This is a genomic window from Pseudalkalibacillus sp. Hm43 (assembly GCF_051842935.1).
Classification (GTDB): domain Bacteria; phylum Bacillota; class Bacilli; order Bacillales; family Fictibacillaceae; genus Pseudalkalibacillus.
Genome location: NZ_JBPXRR010000001.1, coordinates 1,516,387 through 1,536,147, shown reverse-complemented (window position 1 = coordinate 1,536,147; position 19,761 = coordinate 1,516,387). Strand labels below are relative to the sequence as shown.

24 protein-coding genes are annotated in these 19,761 nt (G+C 42.9%); 23 read left to right on the top strand and 1 reads right to left on the bottom strand.

Annotated elements, in window-relative coordinates; translation table 11 throughout:
* Positions 1-120: 120 nt before the first annotated feature.
* The 7 genes from sleB (at position 121) to rpsA (ending at position 6,110) form a co-directional block, all read left to right on the top strand.
* Positions 121-972 (top strand): spore cortex-lytic enzyme, encoded by an 852-nt coding sequence (gene sleB / locus ACSVDE_RS08210; protein WP_439300429.1) that lies wholly within the window; start codon positions 121-123, stop codon positions 970-972.
* A gap of 15 nt (positions 973-987) precedes the next feature.
* Entirely contained in the window at positions 988-2,337 is a 1,350-nt protein-coding gene (gene ypeB / locus ACSVDE_RS08205; RefSeq protein ID WP_439300428.1) for a germination protein YpeB, read from the top strand.
* A gap of 97 nt (positions 2,338-2,434) precedes the next feature.
* Positions 2,435-3,094: a flagellar brake protein gene (locus tag ACSVDE_RS08200; protein ID WP_439300427.1), complete on the top strand. Its 660-nt coding sequence runs from the start codon at positions 2,435-2,437 to the stop codon at positions 3,092-3,094.
* Between the two features lie 67 nt (positions 3,095-3,161).
* Positions 3,162-3,395, top strand: coding sequence for a YpfB family protein (locus ACSVDE_RS08195; RefSeq protein WP_439300426.1), 234 nt, complete (start codon positions 3,162-3,164; stop codon positions 3,393-3,395).
* Between the two features lie 111 nt (positions 3,396-3,506).
* Positions 3,507-4,184, top strand: coding sequence for a (d)CMP kinase (gene cmk / locus ACSVDE_RS08190; protein WP_439300425.1), 678 nt, complete (start codon positions 3,507-3,509; stop codon positions 4,182-4,184).
* Positions 4,185-4,190: 6 nt separating this feature from the next.
* Positions 4,191-4,775: a lysophospholipid acyltransferase family protein gene (locus ACSVDE_RS08185; protein ID WP_439300424.1), complete on the top strand. Its 585-nt coding sequence runs from the start codon at positions 4,191-4,193 to the stop codon at positions 4,773-4,775.
* A 183-nt stretch (positions 4,776-4,958) separates the two neighbouring features.
* Complete coding sequence (gene rpsA / locus ACSVDE_RS08180; protein ID WP_439300423.1) at positions 4,959-6,110, top strand: 30S ribosomal protein S1; 1,152 nt, start codon at positions 4,959-4,961, stop codon at positions 6,108-6,110.
* 104 nt (positions 6,111-6,214) lie between these two features.
* On the opposite strand, the gene ACSVDE_RS08175 is transcribed toward rpsA, so the two are convergent.
* Positions 6,215-6,349 (bottom strand): YpzI family protein, encoded by a 135-nt coding sequence (locus ACSVDE_RS08175; protein ID WP_439300422.1) that lies wholly within the window; start codon positions 6,347-6,349, stop codon positions 6,215-6,217.
* 124 nt (positions 6,350-6,473) lie between these two features.
* Between ACSVDE_RS08175 and ACSVDE_RS08170 the strand changes: the two genes are divergently transcribed.
* The 16 genes from ACSVDE_RS08170 (at position 6,474) to ACSVDE_RS08095 (ending at position 19,748) form a co-directional block, all read left to right on the top strand.
* On the top strand, positions 6,474-7,112 hold the full coding sequence (locus tag ACSVDE_RS08170) for a YphA family membrane protein (RefSeq protein ID WP_439300421.1): 639 nt from the start codon (positions 6,474-6,476) through the stop codon (positions 7,110-7,112).
* Positions 7,113-7,259: 147 nt separating this feature from the next.
* Entirely contained in the window at positions 7,260-8,573 is a 1,314-nt protein-coding gene (gene der / locus ACSVDE_RS08165; RefSeq protein WP_439300420.1) for a ribosome biogenesis GTPase Der, read from the top strand.
* Positions 8,574-8,582: 9 nt separating this feature from the next.
* The gene (gene plsY, locus ACSVDE_RS08160; protein WP_439300419.1) at positions 8,583-9,197 is read left to right on the top strand and encodes a glycerol-3-phosphate 1-O-acyltransferase PlsY; all 615 of its coding nucleotides are present in this window, start codon (positions 8,583-8,585) and stop codon (positions 9,195-9,197) included.
* On the top strand, positions 9,197-10,255 hold the full coding sequence (locus ACSVDE_RS08155) for an NAD(P)H-dependent glycerol-3-phosphate dehydrogenase (RefSeq protein ID WP_439300418.1): 1,059 nt from the start codon (positions 9,197-9,199) through the stop codon (positions 10,253-10,255). The genes plsY and ACSVDE_RS08155 overlap by 1 nt, the downstream gene beginning before the upstream one ends.
* A 62-nt stretch (positions 10,256-10,317) precedes the next feature.
* Entirely contained in the window at positions 10,318-10,572 is a 255-nt protein-coding gene (locus ACSVDE_RS08150) for a stage VI sporulation protein F (protein WP_226549540.1), read from the top strand.
* 240 nt (positions 10,573-10,812) lie between these two features.
* A complete protein-coding gene (locus ACSVDE_RS08145; RefSeq protein ID WP_439300417.1) occupies positions 10,813-11,013 on the top strand; it encodes a DUF2768 domain-containing protein in 201 nt (66 codons plus the stop codon).
* A gap of 46 nt (positions 11,014-11,059) precedes the next feature.
* Entirely contained in the window at positions 11,060-11,782 is a 723-nt protein-coding gene (locus tag ACSVDE_RS08140) for a hypothetical protein (protein ID WP_439300416.1), read from the top strand.
* Between the two features lie 253 nt (positions 11,783-12,035).
* Positions 12,036-13,514, top strand: coding sequence for a stage IV sporulation protein A (spoIVA, locus tag ACSVDE_RS08135; RefSeq protein WP_226549531.1), 1,479 nt, complete (start codon positions 12,036-12,038; stop codon positions 13,512-13,514).
* Positions 13,515-14,243: 729 nt separating this feature from the next.
* On the top strand, positions 14,244-14,516 hold the full coding sequence (locus tag ACSVDE_RS08130; RefSeq protein WP_439300415.1) for an HU family DNA-binding protein: 273 nt from the start codon (positions 14,244-14,246) through the stop codon (positions 14,514-14,516).
* 113 nt (positions 14,517-14,629) lie between these two features.
* Positions 14,630-15,187, top strand: coding sequence for a GTP cyclohydrolase I FolE (gene folE, locus ACSVDE_RS08125; RefSeq protein WP_226549513.1), 558 nt, complete (start codon positions 14,630-14,632; stop codon positions 15,185-15,187).
* 16 nt (positions 15,188-15,203) lie between these two features.
* The gene (gene mtrB, locus ACSVDE_RS08120) at positions 15,204-15,428 is read left to right on the top strand and encodes a trp RNA-binding attenuation protein MtrB (protein ID WP_226549510.1); all 225 of its coding nucleotides are present in this window, start codon (positions 15,204-15,206) and stop codon (positions 15,426-15,428) included.
* A 244-nt stretch (positions 15,429-15,672) separates the two neighbouring features.
* Positions 15,673-16,488 carry a heptaprenyl diphosphate synthase component 1 gene (locus tag ACSVDE_RS08115; protein WP_439300414.1) on the top strand — a complete coding sequence of 272 codons (816 nt, stop codon included), beginning with the start codon at positions 15,673-15,675 and terminating at the stop codon, positions 16,486-16,488.
* Positions 16,489-16,492: 4 nt separating this feature from the next.
* A complete protein-coding gene (menG, locus tag ACSVDE_RS08110; protein WP_439300413.1) occupies positions 16,493-17,218 on the top strand; it encodes a demethylmenaquinone methyltransferase in 726 nt (241 codons plus the stop codon).
* Positions 17,219-17,231: 13 nt separating this feature from the next.
* Entirely contained in the window at positions 17,232-18,200 is a 969-nt protein-coding gene (gene hepT / locus ACSVDE_RS08105) for a heptaprenyl diphosphate synthase component II (protein ID WP_439300412.1), read from the top strand.
* Positions 18,201-18,286: 86 nt separating this feature from the next.
* Positions 18,287-18,730, top strand: coding sequence for a nucleoside-diphosphate kinase (ndk, locus tag ACSVDE_RS08100; RefSeq protein WP_439300411.1), 444 nt, complete (start codon positions 18,287-18,289; stop codon positions 18,728-18,730).
* Between the two features lie 244 nt (positions 18,731-18,974).
* Entirely contained in the window at positions 18,975-19,748 is a 774-nt protein-coding gene (locus ACSVDE_RS08095; protein ID WP_439300410.1) for a CheR family methyltransferase, read from the top strand.
* Positions 19,749-19,761: the final 13 nt, after the last annotated feature.

The window sequence follows — 19,761 nt, the reverse complement described above, 5'->3', positions numbered from 1 at the left end:
GGTCAGTCAGGCTTTTTTTATTACACAAAATCAACTTCGCCTCTTTTGTATAAAATTCCATCAGTGACAAAAACTACGAACATTGAAAAGCTACACAGGATTCAACAGGAGGCTGTAACGATGAAAAGTCGATTTATGTGCTTGAAAGTATGTTTATCCATGATTCTCTTGGTCATCCCCTTGCTCACGGCTCTGAACGTAGAAGAATCGAAAGCGTTTAGTCCTCAAGTCATCCAGCACGGAGCGACAGGGGAGGATGTAGTTGAATTGCAAGCTAGACTGCAATATTTAGGATTCTATAACGGGAATATCGATGGCGTCTTCGGATGGGGGACTTACTGGGCTCTTCGAAACTTCCAATATGAATTCGGTTTGAAGGTGGATGGATTGGCAGGCTTCACCACGAAAAAGAAACTTGCTGATGCTTCCAAATACAATGAAAGCTTTGTAAAGAATAATCTCCGCAAGGGCAAAGACTTCACCCATTACGGAGGACAACCAATCGAGCAGCAAGCTGAAAAAGGGAAAGCGAAAGCGCCATCTGGACAAGGGAAGGCTGCACCTAAAGGTGATCAAAAGCAAACCGCGAAAAAGGGTAAAAACGTGCCGAGCGGCTATTCGGAAAATGATATCCAATTGATGGCGAATGCCGTATATGGTGAAGCCCGGGGTGAACCTTATGTCGGTCAGGTAGCGGTAGCAGCAGTAATCATAAATCGTATCGAAAGCACGTCGTTTCCGAATACGATTTCTGGAGTCATTTTCGAACCCCGTGCTTTTACAGCTGTAGCGGATGGTCAAATCTGGTTGACACCGAATGAGACAGCGAAGAAAGCAGTACAGGATGCGTTGAATGGATGGGATCCGACGGACGGAAGCATCTATTACTTCAACCCGAACACTGCGACTTCTGGTTGGATTTGGACACGAGATCAAGTGACACAGATCGGGAAACATATCTTCGCAAAATAATGGAGGTGAATCGGAATGATTCGAACGATACTCATCACCCTTTTAGCGATTGCAGTAGTTGGTACTGGCTATTGGGGATATAAAGAACATCAAGAGAAAAACGCCGTTTTGATCAATGCGGAAAATAACTACCAAAGAGCCTTCCATGATTTGAATTTCCACGTAGATGCCCTTGAGGAGAAGATCGGGACGACACTTGCGATGAACTCTCGTCAACAGTTGTCACCCGCTTTAGCGGAGGTGTGGCGATTGACGTCTGAAGCCCATAATGATGTCGGACAATTGCCGTTAGCCTTGATTCCTTTTAACAAAACGGAAGAGTTTCTGACGAACATCGGAGAATTCAGCTATCGAATCGCAATCCGTGACCTAGAGAAGAAGCCTCTTTCGGATCAGGAATATAAGACGCTTGAAAAATTGCATCAAAATGCTTCTGAAATCAAAGGTGAATTAAGAAAAGTCCAATCACTGGTCATGAAAGAAAATCTTCGTTGGATGGATGTCGAATTAGCACTTGCGACAGAAGCTGATCCACAAGACAATACGATCATCGATGGATTGAAAACCGTCGACAAGTCCGTTGAGGGGTATTCAGAAGTGAACTGGGGCCCTGAAATGACGAAGATCAGTGATATCAAGGACAATAAATATAAAGCTTTATCCGGAAAAGAGATATCCAAAAAAGAAGCAAAAGATCTTGCGTTCAAGTTCTTGAATTTGAAAAAGGGTAGCAAAGTGATCGTTGAGGCCAACGGAAAAGGCAGCCCATATGAAGCTTATCGAGTTTCCATCAATGAACCGGACACAAAATCGAACATTTATATGGAGCTGACGAAGAAAGGCGGTCACCCTGTTTGGATTCTTCAGGATCGTAATGTGAAGAAAGCCAAAATCAGCCTTTACGAGGGTAGTCAGAAAGCGTTGAAGTTCTTGAAAAATCATGCGATGGATCAAATGGAGCTTTCAACAAGCGACCAATATGACAACATCGGTATTTTCACATATGTGAAAATGCAAGATGATGTTAGGATCTATCCTCAAACCATTACGATCAAAGTGGCATTGGACAATGGGGATATCATCGGGTATGAAGGAATGAACTACTTGGTCGGAGAAAAAGACCGGAAAATCGGTTCCCCAAGTCTTTCGATTGAAGAAGCGAAAGGCAAAATGAATCCGAAGCTGAAAATCATGGAAAATCATCAGGCGATGATTGTAAACGATTTAGGGGATGAAGTGCACTGTTATGAATTCCTCGCCACACTCGGAAATGAAACATTCAGGATTTTCATCAACGCGGATAATGGGTATGAAGAGAAAGTGAAAAAGCTTGATGACCCGAACACACCCGTGAATAGCATGTAGTGAATTCGAGGGAAGGAAAAGCGCAAAATGTGCTTTTCCTTTTTTTATTAAAATGAGATAATAGACCTAATCGAATCATTAAGGGGCGAGGGGAAATATGATTCAAATCGGTGACATTCTTTTCTTGGATATCCATAAGCCTGGCGCAGCACCACTCAAATATAAATGTAAGGTGGAGCATGTCGGGACAGATCGATTGCTTGTTACATATCCGACAAACCTTCGGACGAACAAGTCTGAATTTTTTATGGTCGGAACACGTTTTCACGGGCATTTTACAACGAAAGATAAAATGACATATTCGTTCAATACGGAAATGGTGGATCGGAAGAAAGATCGGCTTCCTTTATTAGTCATCTCTTATCCTGGTGAACAGAACCTGAAAAAGATCCAGCGTAGGGAGTATGTAAGGGTCGATACATCCATTGATGTGGCCATCCACCCGAAAGATGTGCATTTTTCACCATTTAATACGATGACCTCCGATATCAGTGCAGGAGGTTGCGCCATCAATTTGCCTGAGAAACACAAATTGAAGGCAGGGATGGATGTCATCTGTTGGTTGGTATTGCCTTTGAAAGACCGGATCCATTACTCTAAGCAACATGCAAAAGTCATTCGGATCATTGATGGGAAAGATGGCAAAAGGGATAAAGCCCCATTACAGTTCGTTGATGTTTCCGAAAATGATAAGCAGAATTTCCTACGATTCTGTTTTGAAGAACAACTACGCTTCAAAAAGAAAGGTCTCCTTTAATCATGTAAAAAGATCCATGAAATTGGGCATAGATAAATAAGAAACCAATTTCTGAGGATGATATGTCTTGAAAAGGACGGAACGACTCTTCACCAAACTGATCATTTGTCAATTCATCTTTCTCATCATCGCCCAGTTGGTGCTTGCCAATCCTGGTCTGAGAACCTATATGAACAAGGTTTATCAGTATGAAGGGATCCATAATGGCCATAGAGGAGAGACGGTTGAAACGATAGACCACTCCAGTGACCTATGGTATGATGGAAGAGTTGAAAAGGAAGACCTAACTGAGAAGAAATAAATGCGTGAACTTGGCATAAGAAGCGGGTGCTTTACTGCTATCAAAGCCAAGTTTTCTCTATGATTAAAAACAAAAATAATTGGAATACAACGTGATATAGCAGGAGGAAGTATGAGTAATCTAATGAAAATTGCCATCGATGGTCCAGCAGGTGCTGGAAAGAGCACTGTAGCGAAAAAGGTCGCAGATGAATTAACCTATGTATACATTGATACCGGAGCGATGTACCGTTCCATCACTTTGAAAGCACTTCGCGAGGGTATTGATGTCCGTAATGAAGATGCACTGCAATCTTTGTTGCAAACGACAAAAATCGATTTGCAAAAGCAATCAGACCGCCAGATCGTACTATTGGACGATGAGGATGTCACTGAAGAGATTCGTACTTCAGATGTAACGAATAATGTGTCTGAAGTAGCGAAGCATGCGGAAGTCCGAAAAGAAATGGTCAAGCGCCAACAGAAGCTGAGTGAAAAACATTCCGTCGTCATGGACGGAAGAGATATCGGCACGCACGTCATTCCGAACGCTCAGGTGAAAATTTTCCTGATTGCTTCTGTGGATGAAAGAGCGAAAAGAAGACACGAAGAGAACGTATCAAAAGGGATGGCTTCAGACATAGAACAAATCAAGAAAGAAATTGAACAAAGAGACTTGTTGGATTCGCAACGGGAAGTGTCCCCACTTAAAAAAGCGGTGGATGCAATCGAGGTCGACACAACTACGATGACGATTGATGAGGTCGTAGATGCGATTTTGACGATTGTAAGAGAATATGAAAGGGTTTGATGGTTGGTGGCGCTTTATAATTTAGGTCGTTCATTATTCAATGGAATCTTTTACGGAGGGTACCGAATTCAAGTGGAAGGACTTGAAAATGTGCCGAAAGAGGATGGCGTATTGATCTGTTCCAATCATATCAGTTATCTGGATCCGCCATTAGTCGGCTCGTCTTCAGGACGTACGGTCCATTTCATGGCGAAAGCCGAACTTTTTGAAGTCCCGATTTTGAAAAATATCCTACCTAAGATTCATGCTTTCCCTGTCCGTCGCGGTATGAGTGATAAACAAGCCCTACGTAAAGGCTTAGAACTTCTGAGAAATGGGAAAGCGGTCGGACTTTTCCCTGAAGGAACGAGAAGCAAGACTGGCGAAATCGGTTCAGGTCTTGCAGGGGCAGGGTTCTTTGCGATGAAGACGGATGCCAAAGTAATCCCTTGTGCAATCATCGGTCCTTTCAAACTATTCCGCACTGTGAAGATCGTTTACGGACCTGAAATCGACTTCAGTGAATTGAAAGAAAATAAGGCTTCTGCAAAGGACGCAACCGAGAAAATCATGGCAGAAATACGCAAATTGTATGAGGCAAATAAGTCCTGAAGATAGAAGCATAGTTACTTGACAAATCTCGCTATTTGTAAGAAGTTAGAGGAAAGAGAATGGAGATTGAGAATGTTCAAAACATTTTTTTGGACACTCACTTATACATACTCTTTCACTGAATTTTATGTGAAGGGTCTTATATAGTTTCTCTTCGTTTAGACACTTAAGGAGGTAAAGCCAATGACTGATGAAATGAATCAAGAACTTTCAGAAATGAAGCCTTTGGAAACGGGGGACGTCGTAGACGGTACTGTTACAAAGGTCGAGGAAAAGCATGCATTAATCGATGCAGGATATAAAATGGATGGAATCCTGCCGATCAGTGAGCTCTCTAGCTTGCATGTTGAAAAAGTTAGTGATGTTTTATCTGAGGGAGATACATTAACACTTAAAGTGATTAAACTAACTGAAGAAGAACTGGTACTCTCCAAGCGTGCGATTTCTGCTGAAAAAGCTTGGTCTGAGTTAAAAGAAGCTCATGAAAACAATGAAACTTTAGAAGTCGATATCGCTGACGTAGTCAAGGGCGGTCTAGTGGTCGATCTTGGCGTGCGCGGGTTCATCCCTGCTTCCCTTGTGGAAAGACACTTCGTCGAAGACTTCTCTTCTTATAAAGGAAAATCACTTGAAGTCAAGATCGTAGAGCTAGATGAGGAAAACAACAAGCTGATCTTGTCTCACCGTGCAGTCCTTGAAGCGCAAGAAGAATCGAAAAAGCAAGAAGTGCTTCAATCACTAGAAGCTGGTCAAGTACTTGAAGGTACGGTTCAGCGTCTAACAGACTTCGGTGCGTTCGTTGATATCGGCGGCATCGATGGTCTTGTACACATTTCCCAGCTCGCACACCACCGTGTGGAAACACCATCTGAAGTGGTAAGCGAAGGGGATTCTGTGAAAGTGAAAGTACTTTCTGTTGACCGCGATAATGAGCGTATTTCATTATCCATCAAAGAAACGTTGCCTGGACCATGGGATAACGTCTCTGATGTACTTGAAAAAGGTAAAGTCGCTGAGGGTACAGTGAAACGTTTAGTTTCCTTCGGTGCATTCGTTGAAGTGGCACCTGGTGTCGAAGGCCTAGTGCATATTTCAGAAATCGCCAACCGTCACATCGGCACACCAAGCGAAGTGCTGTCCGAAGGCGAAGTCGTGAAAGTGAAAGTGCTGGACATCAATACGGATGAAAAACGTATTTCCTTGAGCATCCGCGCTACACTTGAAGAAGAAAACCGTCCATCGAAAATCGATCCTGAATACAGCAAAGAGACAGATGGAAATTCCGGTTTCTCACTTGGAGACATGATCGGCGATCAACTAAAGAAGTATAAGTAAATGAACGAATGAAGGCGAGCGCATTTGCGCTCGCCTTTTTTAATTTTCGAAAGGTCAACCTGATGACCATAGTCATCATCGATTAGATTCACCTGCACCTCGATTTAATGTTGATTATCCCGTCTCGCCTCTTCTGGGGTATCCATGCGAGTCGCCCCTTTAAAACGCAAACCTCGGTCACGATCAGATTCTACACGTCCTGATTGCTTCAACTTCTTTTCTTGTCTGTCTTTTCCCAATTTCATCACTCCTTTTCAATTAGTTTTAGAAATCGAAGGATTCCTATACATTTTTACACCCTAATAAAGATTCTACAGTTTAGAATTCGCCTTCCATTTCCATACTTATTAAGGATGTGGATTAATGCCAAAACAAGAAGGTGGAGTTGAAAATATGGAAGGTGCTGCATTTTACTGGTTAGCTTGGATTGCTTGGACAATTACGACATTTCTTATGAAGAAAACGAAGGAAAGAGTGTATCTCTCCATCTTCTTTCTCCTACTCATTTACACATCGACCTTCACTTTTCATATCGATCGTTTTTCCATGAATGGAACCCTTTTAATGCTCGCATTAATCAGTTATGCTTACATTGGTATGCAGACTGCCAGAGATACGATGTACAGCATGTTTGTGAGTATCCTGTTATCCCTTGTATATCTCGGTTTGTATGTCATCGTCATGAATGATCCAATTTGGGTCATGTTCAGTTTTCATTTCTTTATGGCGCTTCCGGTGGCATTACTCTCGATTTTAATGCTGAAAACGGTCAGGACTAGACTTTCTGTAGTGATTTCCGCATTGATCCATGGGGAAGTGGGATACACCATTTTCATGTTGGACATGCATCCGATGTATGTTTCTGGATCCTTCATCTTTTTAAATGTCCTAGTAGTGGCGTGCGGAATCGTCTTTCTTTGGACGATGTATGAATCCTTCATCAGCAAGCTGAAGGTGAAGGTGGATCGACCCGTCAAACATGTGAAGGAAGGGGTTCATTAATCGGCCGTTGTTTCCGATGTTGTAGGGAACCTTGTTTTTTGCTAAAATAAATGAGTTCTAATTGTAAATTGATTTTACATACGGAAGATGGATTGGAAATGCACCAATCATAAGGATTGGAAGCATTGAAGAGAAGGAAGTGATGTTATGCGTAAACCGGTTGTAGCTGTTGTCGGACGTCCTAATGTTGGAAAATCGACAATATTCAATCGTATCATCGGGGACCGTCTAGCGATTGTGGAAGACAAGCCAGGCGTAACTCGGGACCGTATTTATAGTTCAGCAGAATGGCTGAATACAGAATTTAATGTAATCGACACAGGTGGGATCGACCTCGGTGACGAACCACTTTTGAAACAGATGAGACAACAAGCCGAAATTGCTATTGACGAAGCGGATGTCATCATCTTCATGGTTAATGGACGTGATGGAATTACTTCTGCAGATGAAGAGGTAGCTCAAATCCTCTTCCGTTCGAAAAAGCCGATCGTACTTGCAGTCAATAAAATCGATAACCCAGAGCGCATGAGTGAGGTATATGAATTCTACTCGTTAGGATTCGGAGAACCAGTCGCCATTTCTGGGGCGCATGGTCTTGGACTCGGAGATCTTCTCGATGAAGTCGTCAAGCACTTTCCTGAGGAAGACGTAGAGGATTATGACGATTCTACAATCAAATTTTCATTGATTGGACGTCCGAACGTCGGAAAGTCCTCCCTCGTGAATGCGATCGTCGGTAAAGAGCGTGTGATCGTAAGTGACATAGCCGGTACGACACGTGACGCAATCGATGCCAAATTCACGAAAGATGGTCAAGAATATGTCATCATTGATACGGCAGGTATGCGAAAAAAAGGAAAAGTATATGAAACCACCGAAAAATATAGTGTATTAAGGGCTTTGAAAGCGATCGATCGCTCTGATGTCGTTCTTGTCGTCTTGAATGCAGAAGAAGGCATTATCGAACAAGATAAGAAAATCGCAGGATACGCTCATGAAGCGGGTCGAGCGGTCATCATCGTCGTAAACAAATGGGACGCGATCGAGAAAGATGATAAGACGCTACGTGACTTCGAACAGAAGATCCGCGATCATTTCTTATTCCTGGACTATGCTCCGATCGTTTTCGTTTCGGCGTTAACGAAACAGCGTCTACACACTCTACTGCCAGTCATTGAGCAGGTAGCTGAAAACCATACAATGCGTGTGAAAACGAATGTATTGAACGATGTCATCATGGATGCTGTCATGATGAATCCGACACCGACTGATAAAGGTAGAAGGCTTAAAATCAATTATGTTACCCAGGTGGCAATCAAGCCGCCGACATTTGTGTTGTTCGTGAACGACCCTGAACTGCTCCACTTTTCGTACAAGCGGTTCATCGAAAATCGGATTCGCGAAGCTTTCGGATTCAAAGGTACTCCGGTTCGCATTATTGCTCGTAGAAAAAATGAATAGGAGGCACTCATGGACATCATCAATATCATTCTTGCGATACTCATCGGTTATTTTATCGGTTCGATCAGTTTCAGTTATCTGATCGCTAAGAAAATCAAGAAGGTGGATATCCGTACGCAAGGGAGCGGGAATGCAGGCGCTACCAACACCCTTCGTGTCCTAGGATGGGGTCCTGCAATCGCAGTATTGCTGTTGGATGCTTCCAAAGGGATTGTTGCCGTATTACTCAGCTATCTATTAGGTGTAGAAGGCTGGGTCGCTTTCCTAGCAGGTCTGTTTGCGATTGTCGGACATAACTGGCCGATTTATTACGGGTTCCGAGGCGGCAAAGGTGTAGCGACTACCATTGGCGTATTTGCCATCCTTGTATTCATTCCTGCCCTCATCGCAGGTGGGGTCGCCATTTTGACGATTGCTTTGACTAGATATGTATCATTGGGATCGCTGTTCTTTATCATTCTTACACCGATTTTGGCAGCCTTTATGGGCGAATATGGGACAGCTTATATCATTCTCGCTACCGTTATCGGCCTTTTATCCTTGTGGCGTCATCGTACGAATATCCAGCGGTTGATGAAAGGTACTGAAAGCAAGTTAGGTCAGAAGAAGGAAGTGACAAGTTAATGAAGAAGATTGCTGTTATTGGTGCAGGTAGTTGGGGAACCGCTTTGGCACTTGTGCTGGCGGATAACCAACATGATGTACGGTTATGGGCTCGTAGAAGCGAGCAGGTGGATGAGATCAATGAACGCCATACAAACCAAAAGTATCTACCGGATGTAGAACTACCTGAAAACATCATTGCGACAAACGACTTGAAAGAAGCTGTCTCCAACACGGATACGATTCTGCTCGTTACTCCGACTAGCGCTTTAAGAGAAATACTGAACCAGATGAAAGAGGATCTGGAGGACAAGGTGACTTTGATCCATGCAAGTAAAGGAATTGAACCTGATACGCTCTATAGAGTGTCAGAAGTGATAGAAGATGAGATTCCTGCAGAGCTGCGTGAAGCCGTTGTCGTGCTTTCCGGACCGAGTCATGCCGAAGAGGTTAGTCTTCGCCAACCGACTACTGTGACGGTCTCTTCCAAAAACCACGAAAAAGCAGAACAGGTCCAGGATCTGTTCATCAACCCGAACTTCAGAGTGTATACGAATCCGGATATTGTGGGTGTCGAACTTGGAGGTTCGTTGAAGAACATCATCGCTTTAGGTGCCGGGCTGTCCGATGGCTTAGGTTACGGGGACAATGCGAAAGCGGCCCTGTTGACACGTGGTCTAGCTGAAATCGCACGGTTAGGAACGACAATGGGTGCACAACCTCTCACTTTTGCAGGATTATCCGGAATCGGAGATCTCGTCGTTACTTGTACGAGTGTACATAGCCGGAACTGGAGAGCAGGTAATCTGCTCGGGAAGGGCAACTCTCTCGATGAGGTCCTGGAAAACATGGGCATGGTCGTCGAAGGGGTACGAACAACGAAAGCGGCCTATCAGCTCGCCAAGAAAGAAGGCGTTGAAATGCCTATTACGAATGAATTGTATGAAGTGCTTTTCCATGACAAGCATCCGAAGGAAGCAGTCGATTCCCTGATGAGAAGAAGCAGGACTCACGAAGGGGAAGACTTGAGCTCGTTGATTTCGAGTCGATATACGTTAAACGAAAAAAATCCTGAATAAAGCACACGAAGTGCCCTCCATCGCATAGGATATTATGAATGTTACGTGTGAGGAGGACTTCGATGGACAGAAATTTCATGGATGACATTGAAAAGAAGACAGGTGTAAAGAAAGAAGATATTTTCAAGCTAGCCGATTCTGTACAAAATGCCAATTTACGTGATGAGAAGACGATTCGCCAATTGATTTCACAGGTCTCTCGTATGGCGGGGGTACCGGTTTCAAAAGAAAAAGAAGATCAGATCGTAAAGGCGATCATAAATAATAATATCCCTCTGGACATGGCCTCGATCGCGAAAATGTTCAATAAGAAATAATATTGAGGTAAAAATAGGCGATTGAGCGATACAGGTATCCATAAATTTGCATAAACTAGCATGGAATGGACATTTGAGCTGCAGCGGGAAATGTTATTTAGTCAATTGCTGGAGAAAAGGCGCCCCTTTTCTTCAGCTTTTATTTTTTATCGCGATGATTCTTTGAGTTGTCCTTTCTTGTTCATATGTTCTATTCAGAAAATGTGCTATAATGAAACCCGGAAATAAGGAGGTAAGCGCATGTCTGAAGGGTTAATCAAGATGTGGATCGCTCTAGCTGCGATCGGACTGATGTTCATATCGGTCATTTCGATATCCATCAGCCGGACGAAATTGAACGGTATCCTCAAAGGGATCATCTCAATCTTTGCATATGCATGTATGATTACTGCAGGGATCCTGCTCATATTTGTCGTGTTCAGCGGTCCCGTTCCAGAGTAATACCTAGTAAGATGATTTTACATAGCTTAGTAAGTCAGGTGATAACATGAAGCGTTTCATATATTTCGTCGTAGGTGTCCTTTCTTTTACACTGTTGACGGGCTGTCTCTATCCAGAGGAGCGAATGGCACAAAATCGAGTACCTTATAAGCAACAGCTCAATACTGTCCAAGATGCGGTCAACCAGTACCGTATGGATAATGGTGTGCTGCCGATTGAGAACCGGGAACAGGGCACTGGCATTTACATCAAGTATCCTATCGATTTCGGAAAACTAGTACCACGGTATATGCCGGAACCTCCAGGCAATTCGTTTGAAAATGGGGGTGTCTTTCAATACGTTCTGGTCGACGTTGAGAAAGACCCTGTCGTAAAGCTAGTAGATCTTGAAACAGTAGAACAGCTTAAAGACTTCAAAATGAAATTACGGTTATATATCCAGAAAAAGGACTACCCACCTTATAAAGATGTTTTGGCGAACAATCGGTATACGCTAAAGCACAAAGAATTAGGTTATAAGGAGCAGCCAGTCGTGAAGAGTCCATTCACAGGTAATAACCTTCCGTTCATTGTAGATGGACAGAATAACGTCTATATCGATTATTCTATGGATCTATACCAGGCACTCCAAAACAAAGAGTATGATTATAAAAAAGGTGATGACATAAGGGACATCCTGATGGAAGATTCTCCATTTGTCCCTGCATTCTCTGTCCCTTATACGGTCGAGAATGATGAGCCTGTCTTTTTATTCGAAAAATCCGAATAATGACAAGTTCTCGGAAAACAAGTTTTTTCTCACCGAAATAGGTATGTTCCCTCTCTTCTACCAATAAAGTGTAGTAAGGGAGGGATTTTTTTCGTTCAATAGGATGGTTATTTCTCCGACGATGAGGTGATCGAACGATCGAATCTACGATATTATTTTTAGTTTTATCACCAGAACAGTCATATTCGTTGGACAACATCATAGACATATATTGTCTATCCCAAACACTACTCTGGAATGGGGAGGGGAACTAATGGAAAAAGTTGATATCTTCAAAGATATCGCAGAACGGACTGGCGGCGATATATATTTGGGTGTAGTGGGGGCTGTAAGAACCGGTAAATCAACTTTCATCAAAAAGTTCATGGAACTCGTCGTACTGCCGAACATAGAGAGCGAGTCTGAAAAGATGCGTGCTCAAGATGAGCTGCCTCAAAGTGCGGCTGGTAAGACGATCATGACGACTGAGCCTAAATTCGTGCCGAATAATGCTGTCAAGATCGAAGTGGATGATGGTTTAGAAGTGAATATACGCTTAGTAGACAGCGTAGGTTATGCGGTACCGAGTGCTAAGGGTTACGAGGACGAAAATGGTCCTAGGATGATCCATACACCATGGTACGAAGAACCGATTCCGTTTCATGAAGCAGCAGAAATCGGTACGAGAAAAGTCATACAAGAACATTCGACCTTAGGGGTAGTTGTCACGACGGACGGTTCAATCGGAGAGATTCCACGTTACGATTATGTAGAATCAGAAGAACGGATCGTTGATGAATTGAAGGAAGTCGGAAAACCGTTCATCATGCTCATCAATTCCGTACATCCGCATCATCCAGAGACAGAGAAGCTGCGAAGGGATCTATGCGAGAAGTACGATATCCCTTGTCTATCGTTAAGTGTAGAAAGCATGACAGAGCATGACATCAACAATGTATTGAGAGAAGTCCTTTACGAATTCCCTGTACTGGAAGTCAACGTTAATCTTCCGAGCTGGGTAATGGTATTGAACAACGAACACTGGCTCCGTAACAGCTATGAAGAGTCGGTTCGTGAGACTGTAAAAGATATCAAGCGTCTTCGTGATGTCGATCGTGTGGTCGGAAACTTCACCGATTATGAGTTCATTGACGAAGCGAGACTTGCTGGTATCGAAATGGGGCAAGGGATTGCGGAAATCGACCTTTACGCACCAGACGATTTATATGATCAAATCTTAAAAGATGTCGTCGGAGTCGAAATCAGGGGTAAAGACCATCTCTTACAGCTCATGCAAGATTTTGCACATGCGAAGTCCGAGTATGATCAGATAGCAGACGCACTCCGCATGGTTAAGCAGACAGGATATGGAATCGCAGCACCTGCCTTATCGGATATGAGTCTTGATGAACCTGAAATCATCCGTCAAGGATCAAGATTCGGTGTCAGGCTGAAAGCTGTCGCACCATCCATCCATATGATCAAGGTAGATGTAGAGTCCGAGTTCGCACCAATCATCGGTACCGAGAAGCAGAGCGAAGAACTGGTCCGATACTTGATGCAAGATTTCGAAGACGATCCACTTTCAATCTGGAACTCCGATATCTTCGGAAGGTCGCTTAACTCCATCGTACGAGAAGGTATTCAGGCGAAAATTTCGCTAATGCCGGAAAATGCGCGGTATAAGCTTAAAGAGACATTAGAACGCATCATCAACGAAGGTTCAGGCGGACTGATTGCGATCATCCTATAATCCAGAAGACTCCAATTGAGTGGAGTCTTTTCTTTTTTTGGATGTGAAGGGTGTATCCTACCCGAAAATGAGAGCAAATGTGATTTCGGGCAGGATCAGAGGTCTATCCTCCCCCAAAATGAGAGCAAATGTGATTTCGGGCAGGGTAAGAGGTCTATCCTCCCCCAAAATGAAAGCAGATATGATTTCGGGCAGGATAAGAGCTCTATCCTCCCCAAAAATGAGAGCAGTTGTGATTTCGGGCAGGGTAAGAGGTCTATCCTCCCCCAAAATGAGAGCAGATATGATTTCGGGCAGGATAAGAGGTCTATCCTCCCCAAAAATGAGAGCAAATGTGATTTGGGGCAGGGTAAGTACTCTATCTTACCTTAAAAAAGCAAAACCCAAGTTTGAGAACAAGATTAATTTGACCGGAATACGATGCAGGTTCATGGCCAATCAACCCCCGAATCACACATAATGAGGACCCGCATTTTGCGGGTCTCCTTTTATTTTTTGCTCGTTTCATGCCTTAGATGTTATGATGGTTTGACGAACCGTTGATATATCTAGATTGAGCGTGAATTGGCTGATATTTACTTTCAATTCGGAAATATACCGAAAAATGATTGAATTTCGGTTCAATATCGTTTAATATAAGGCATGTCAACGTATTGACGCTGTTAGTTCTTTGAATAATTGGTTATAATGACTAAAATGAAACGAACTCATTGAGAGGAGGTGAGTCGTGTGAACAAGACAGATCTAATCAATAATGTATCTGAGCAAACCCAACTTTCTAAGAAGGACGTTTCTAAAACAGTTGACGCTGTATTCGAAGCGATTGAATCTTCACTAAAAGGCGGGGACAAAGTTCAACTCATCGGTTTCGGAAACTTCGAAGTACGTGAGCGTGCTGCTCGTAAAGGCCGTAACCCACAAACAGGTGAAGAGATTGAAATCCCTGCAAGCAAGGTACCTGCATTCAAACCAGGTAAAGCCCTTAAAGACGCTGTAAAGTAATAAGTACATAGGGCATCGGAGGAGAGTCGAACATTCGGCTCTTCTTTTTTGCGTCTAAAGAGGCTATTGTGCTATTATCTGTTTGATACTGTATTAATGAAGGAGCATTGGAAATGGATCATAGCAAAATTGAAACAGCAGTGAGAATGATACTGGAAGCAATAGGAGAAGACCCTGATCGTGAGGGGCTTTTAGATACACCAAGTCGAGTAGCTCGTATGTATGAAGAAGTTTTTCAAGGTTTGAATCAAGATCCTTCAGAGCATTTCAAAACGGTTTTCGGGGAAGATCATGAAGAGCTTGTACTCGTAAAAGATATCCCATTCTATTCCATGTGTGAACATCATCTGGTTCCTTTCTTCGGAAAAGCACACGTAGCATACATACCGAAAGGCGGTAAAGTAACTGGATTGAGTAAATTAGCACGAGCTGTGGAAGCGGTCGCAAAACGTCCTCAACTTCAGGAACGTATTACTTCGACGATTGCAGATTCATTGCTTCGTTCCCTTCAACCGCATGGCGTAATGGTCATCATCGAAGCGGAACATATGTGCATGACGATGCGTGGAGTGAAGAAGCCAGGTTCGGAGACGATCACATCCGCTGTAAGAGGAATCTTTGAAGAAGATCAAGCAGCACGTGCTGAAGTCATGAGTTTGATCAAGTCTTAACTTGGAGGTATGAAAAATGGCAACTTCTGAAAATGAGTTCTTCGTCATCAAGGCGAAAGAAAATGGTGTCAATGTCATCGGTTTGACGCGTGGATCGGATACTCGTTTCCATCACTCGGAAAAACTCGATAAGAACGAAGTGATGATCGCCCAATTCACAGAACACACCTCTGCTGTCAAAGTAAGAGGGAAAGCAGTCATCCAGACTCGTCACGGTGAAATGCATACCGATCAGGACTAACCGGCTTTGAAGTGTCAGAGCTCTCTTCTGCATTGTTCACAAGAGAGCCCTGAACACATTGAACAGGCGTTACATAAAGCTTTGAAGTAGTGAGACCCCTCGTATCTGGTGAAAATATGAACCGTATGATAGAAGGGGTTTTATGATATAATAGACAATACATTATCAACGGAATACATAAGATTAACACGACGATTTCCATTGTGGCATGAATACATTGGAATCGGTGGGGGCTTAGGGCATAATGCAAAAATATGAAATGGACCTGAAAATTTCAGATTTACTTCAAAAGATCAATAAACGCTTACAGCATCCCTATTTGATGCGATATATCGAAAAGCCGGTCATTGATGAAGATAAACTTCTTCTCACATACATCATCTTGAAAGAAAAAGATTTACCTGAAGAAGAACTGGACAATTATGCGATTTCAACCATGCTCGTTCAAATCGCTTTGGATACGCATGAGCGCATCACTTCACATGAAGTTACGACTGACGAGGACAAAAAGAATCGCCAGCTATCTGTGCTTGCAGGGGATTATTATAGTAGTCTCTATTATTATCTCCTTTCTGAGATCAAGGATCTTTCTATGATCCGGACGCTTGCACAGGCAATTCAAGAAATTAACGAAAACAAGATGCAATATTATAAAAACGATAGACAATCCATTGAAAATTCGATGGAAAACATTCATCGGATTGAGTCTTCCTTGCTCTTGAAAACCGCTGATCATTTTCACCTGCCACTATGGAAAGGGATTGCTGATGAGTTTTCTTTCATGAAAAGGATGTTGATTGAGCGTTCAGAGATTCAGAACAACCATTATACACCGTTGGCGGCTAAGGTGATGAATCATCTGAATCGTTCCAAAACAAGCTGGCTATCATTGAAGTTTCAGATTCTGGAAGTTATAGATTCTTATATTCTCCATTCCAAAGAAAGACTGGAGAAATTATGGTCACAAGAACCGATCATGTATACGATTTTGGAGCGCAAAATTGACCACTATATCAAAGAATCAGGGTTTCTGAAGAAGAAATATGCGGAAGAAGGGTAAAAGTATGCAACAAGATTCAAAGGAACAACGTGTCCATCAAGTGTTCGAGTCCATCTCTACAAACTATGACAAGATGAACTCTATCATCAGTTTCCAGCGTCATGTTGCCTGGCGTAAAGACACGATGAAGCGTATGGCTGTCCAGGAAGGGTCCACAACGCTGGACGTATGTTGCGGTACCGCTGATTGGACGATTGCGATGGCAAAAGCAATCGGTAAGGAAGGACAAGCTTACGGACTTGATTTCAGTAAAAACATGCTCAAAGTCGGAGAACAGAAAGTGAAGCATGAAGGAATTCCAAATATCGAGCTTCTGCATGGCAATGCGATGGAACTTCCTTTCGAGGATGGTAAGTTCGATTATGTAACGATCGGATTCGGCTTGCGAAATGTACCGGACTTGAAACAGGTACTGAAAGAAATGTATCGAGTGTTAAAGCCGGGTGGCAAGCTCGTCTGTCTGGAAACATCACAGCCGACGATGCCTGTGTTCCGTCAACTTTACTATGGGTATTTCCGATATCTCATGCCATTGATGGGGCGTATGTTTGCAAAAAGCTATGAAGAATATTCTTGGTTGCAAGAGTCTGCAAAAGAATTTCCAGGCAGGAAAGAGCTCGCCAGGTTATTTGAAAAGACCGGTTTTGAAAATGTTGAAGCAATTCCTTATTCAGGCGGTGTTGCAGCAACACATATCGGTCAGAAACCCATGACAAACACCAAGAATTAAATTAGGTGAAAATATGAAATTGACGACAATCTATTCCCATTTGAGGAATGACTTATCTACAATTGAAAAGGACTTGGAGAAGACGATCGAAGCTCAGCACTCCATCCTACAAGATGCATCGACCCAATTGTTAAAAGCCGGGGGAAAACGGATTCGCCCTGTTTTTGTGCTGTTGTCTGCTCAATTCGGGAAATACGATGTGGAACGTGTCAAAAGAGCAGCAGTCGCATTGGAGCTGATTCATATGGCTTCACTCGTACATGATGATGTCATTGATGATGCCTCTTTAAGGCGGGGAAAGCCTACGATCAAAGCTCAGTGGGACAACAGAGTGGCGATGTACACTGGAGATTATATCTTTGCACGATCATTGGAGTACATCACCTACCTGAACAAAGTCGAAGCGCATCATGTCCTCTCACAAGCGATTGTTGACATGTGTCTTGGTGAAATCGAGCAGATCCGGGATCAGTACAACCTCGACCAGGATATTAAGGATTATTTCCGTAGGATCAAGCGTAAGACTGCACTCTTGATCTCCGTCAGCTGTGAACTTGGTGCGTTGGCAGGAGATGCGGAGCCTGATATTCAACTTCATTTGAAGCGGTTCGGTTACTATGTCGGAATGGCATTCCAAATCACTGATGATATTCTTGATTTTACAGCGACCGAAAAGCAGCTCGGTAAACCGGCAGGAAGTGACCTTCAACAAGGAAACATCACTTTGCCTGTGTTCTTTGCCCGAGAGGACCAATCGTTCGAAAGACATTTACGTGAAGTCATGGATAAACAGACGATTACACGAGTTGAAATTGAAAGTTTGATTGGTGCAATCAAAGAGTTGGGCGCGATCGATCGGTCAAAAGAAATTGCGGATCGATATTTGGAGAAAGCATTTCATGCGCTCGATCAAGTTCCCGATATGAAGGCGAAGCGTTCTTTGCGACAAATTGCTGAATATATCGGAAGACGTAACTATTAAATGTTGTGAAAACGCTTAAAATTTGATAAAATCAACTTCGGACAAGGCAGCACGTCCAAATCATACATAGATAGGAGTGCGTGAACATGGAGAAAACTTTCTTGATGGTTAAACCAGACGGTGTTCAACGTAATTTGATTGGAGAAATCGTAACTCGCTTTGAAAAGAAAGGGTTTACACTTGCAGGAGCGAAATTGATGCAAATTTCGGATGAATTGGCTCAAAACCATTATGGTGAGCATAAAGAACGTCCATTCTTCGGTGAGTTGGTCGACTTCATCACATCTGGACCTGTTTTTGCAATGGTTTGGGAAGGTGAAAACGTAATCGCTACAGCTCGTAACATGATGGGTAAAACAAACCCTACAGACGCTGCACCTGGAACAATCCGTGGTGACTATGCAGTCCAAGTTGGACAAAACATCATTCACGGTTCAGATTCACCAGAAAGTGCTGAACGCGAAATCAACCTTTTCTTCAACGAAGAAGAGCTTGTAAACTATGAAAAAACAATCTCTAAATGGGTTTAACATGAAACACTGACCAGCTGGATCTATCCGGCTGGTTTTTTATTTGTCGTTAAAGGATAGGTCCCATGTAATTCTCCACGAATAGTTATTCTAACGTCCCCCATTTTGGGGTTTTCCCGATTTCAGGGAGGCAAGGTACTTTTGAAAAGCTGTAAACTAACTGACCCTCCTCATAAGAAATAGTGGGAAAACCAATTTCCTTGCCGATATAATAGATAGAAAACAGATAGAGGAGAAGGATGAAATGGATCAGGATTACACGACATTTTCAAATCAGATTAAAAAACATACAGGAATCGATCTCTCTCTTTACAAAGAGGCACAGATGAAAAGGAGACTGATTGCACTGAGGGAAAAGAAGGGTTACGATAGCTTTTCTGACTTTTATGATGCCATGAAGGACAATAACACCCTGCTCGACGAATTTCTTGATCGGATGACCATCAACGTCTCTGAATTCTTCCGAAACCCGACCCGATGGGAAGTGCTTGAAAAGGAAATGCTCCCGAGGCTCTTGAGTGATCGGAAATCGCTGAATGTTTGGAGTGCCGCATGTTCTACTGGTGAAGAGCCATACACGCTTGCGATGCTTTTACGTAAAGCAATACAATTAAAGGACTTTTCCATCTTTGCGACGGATATCGATGAACTCGCTTTGAAGCGTGCGAAATTAGGATATTATCTTGAGAGAAGTTTGAAAGATGTACCAGAAGATATGAAGGCAAAGTATTTTGAGAAAGATGGGATTGGGTATAAAGTAGAAGATATATTGAAGGAAAAGATTACGTTTGCAAAACATAATATGCTCGCAGACCCCTTCAAGTCCGAATTCGATCTAATCGTCTGCCGAAATGTGATGATTTATTTTACAGAAGACGCAAAAGCGGAGCTATACAGAAAATTTAGCACAGCATTGCGGCCTGGCGGGATTTTATTCGTTGGGAGTACAGAACAAATTTTCAATCCGAAACAATTTGGGCTTGAATCGGTGGCTACCTTCTTTTATGTTAAAAAGTAACCTTGTAGAAGAA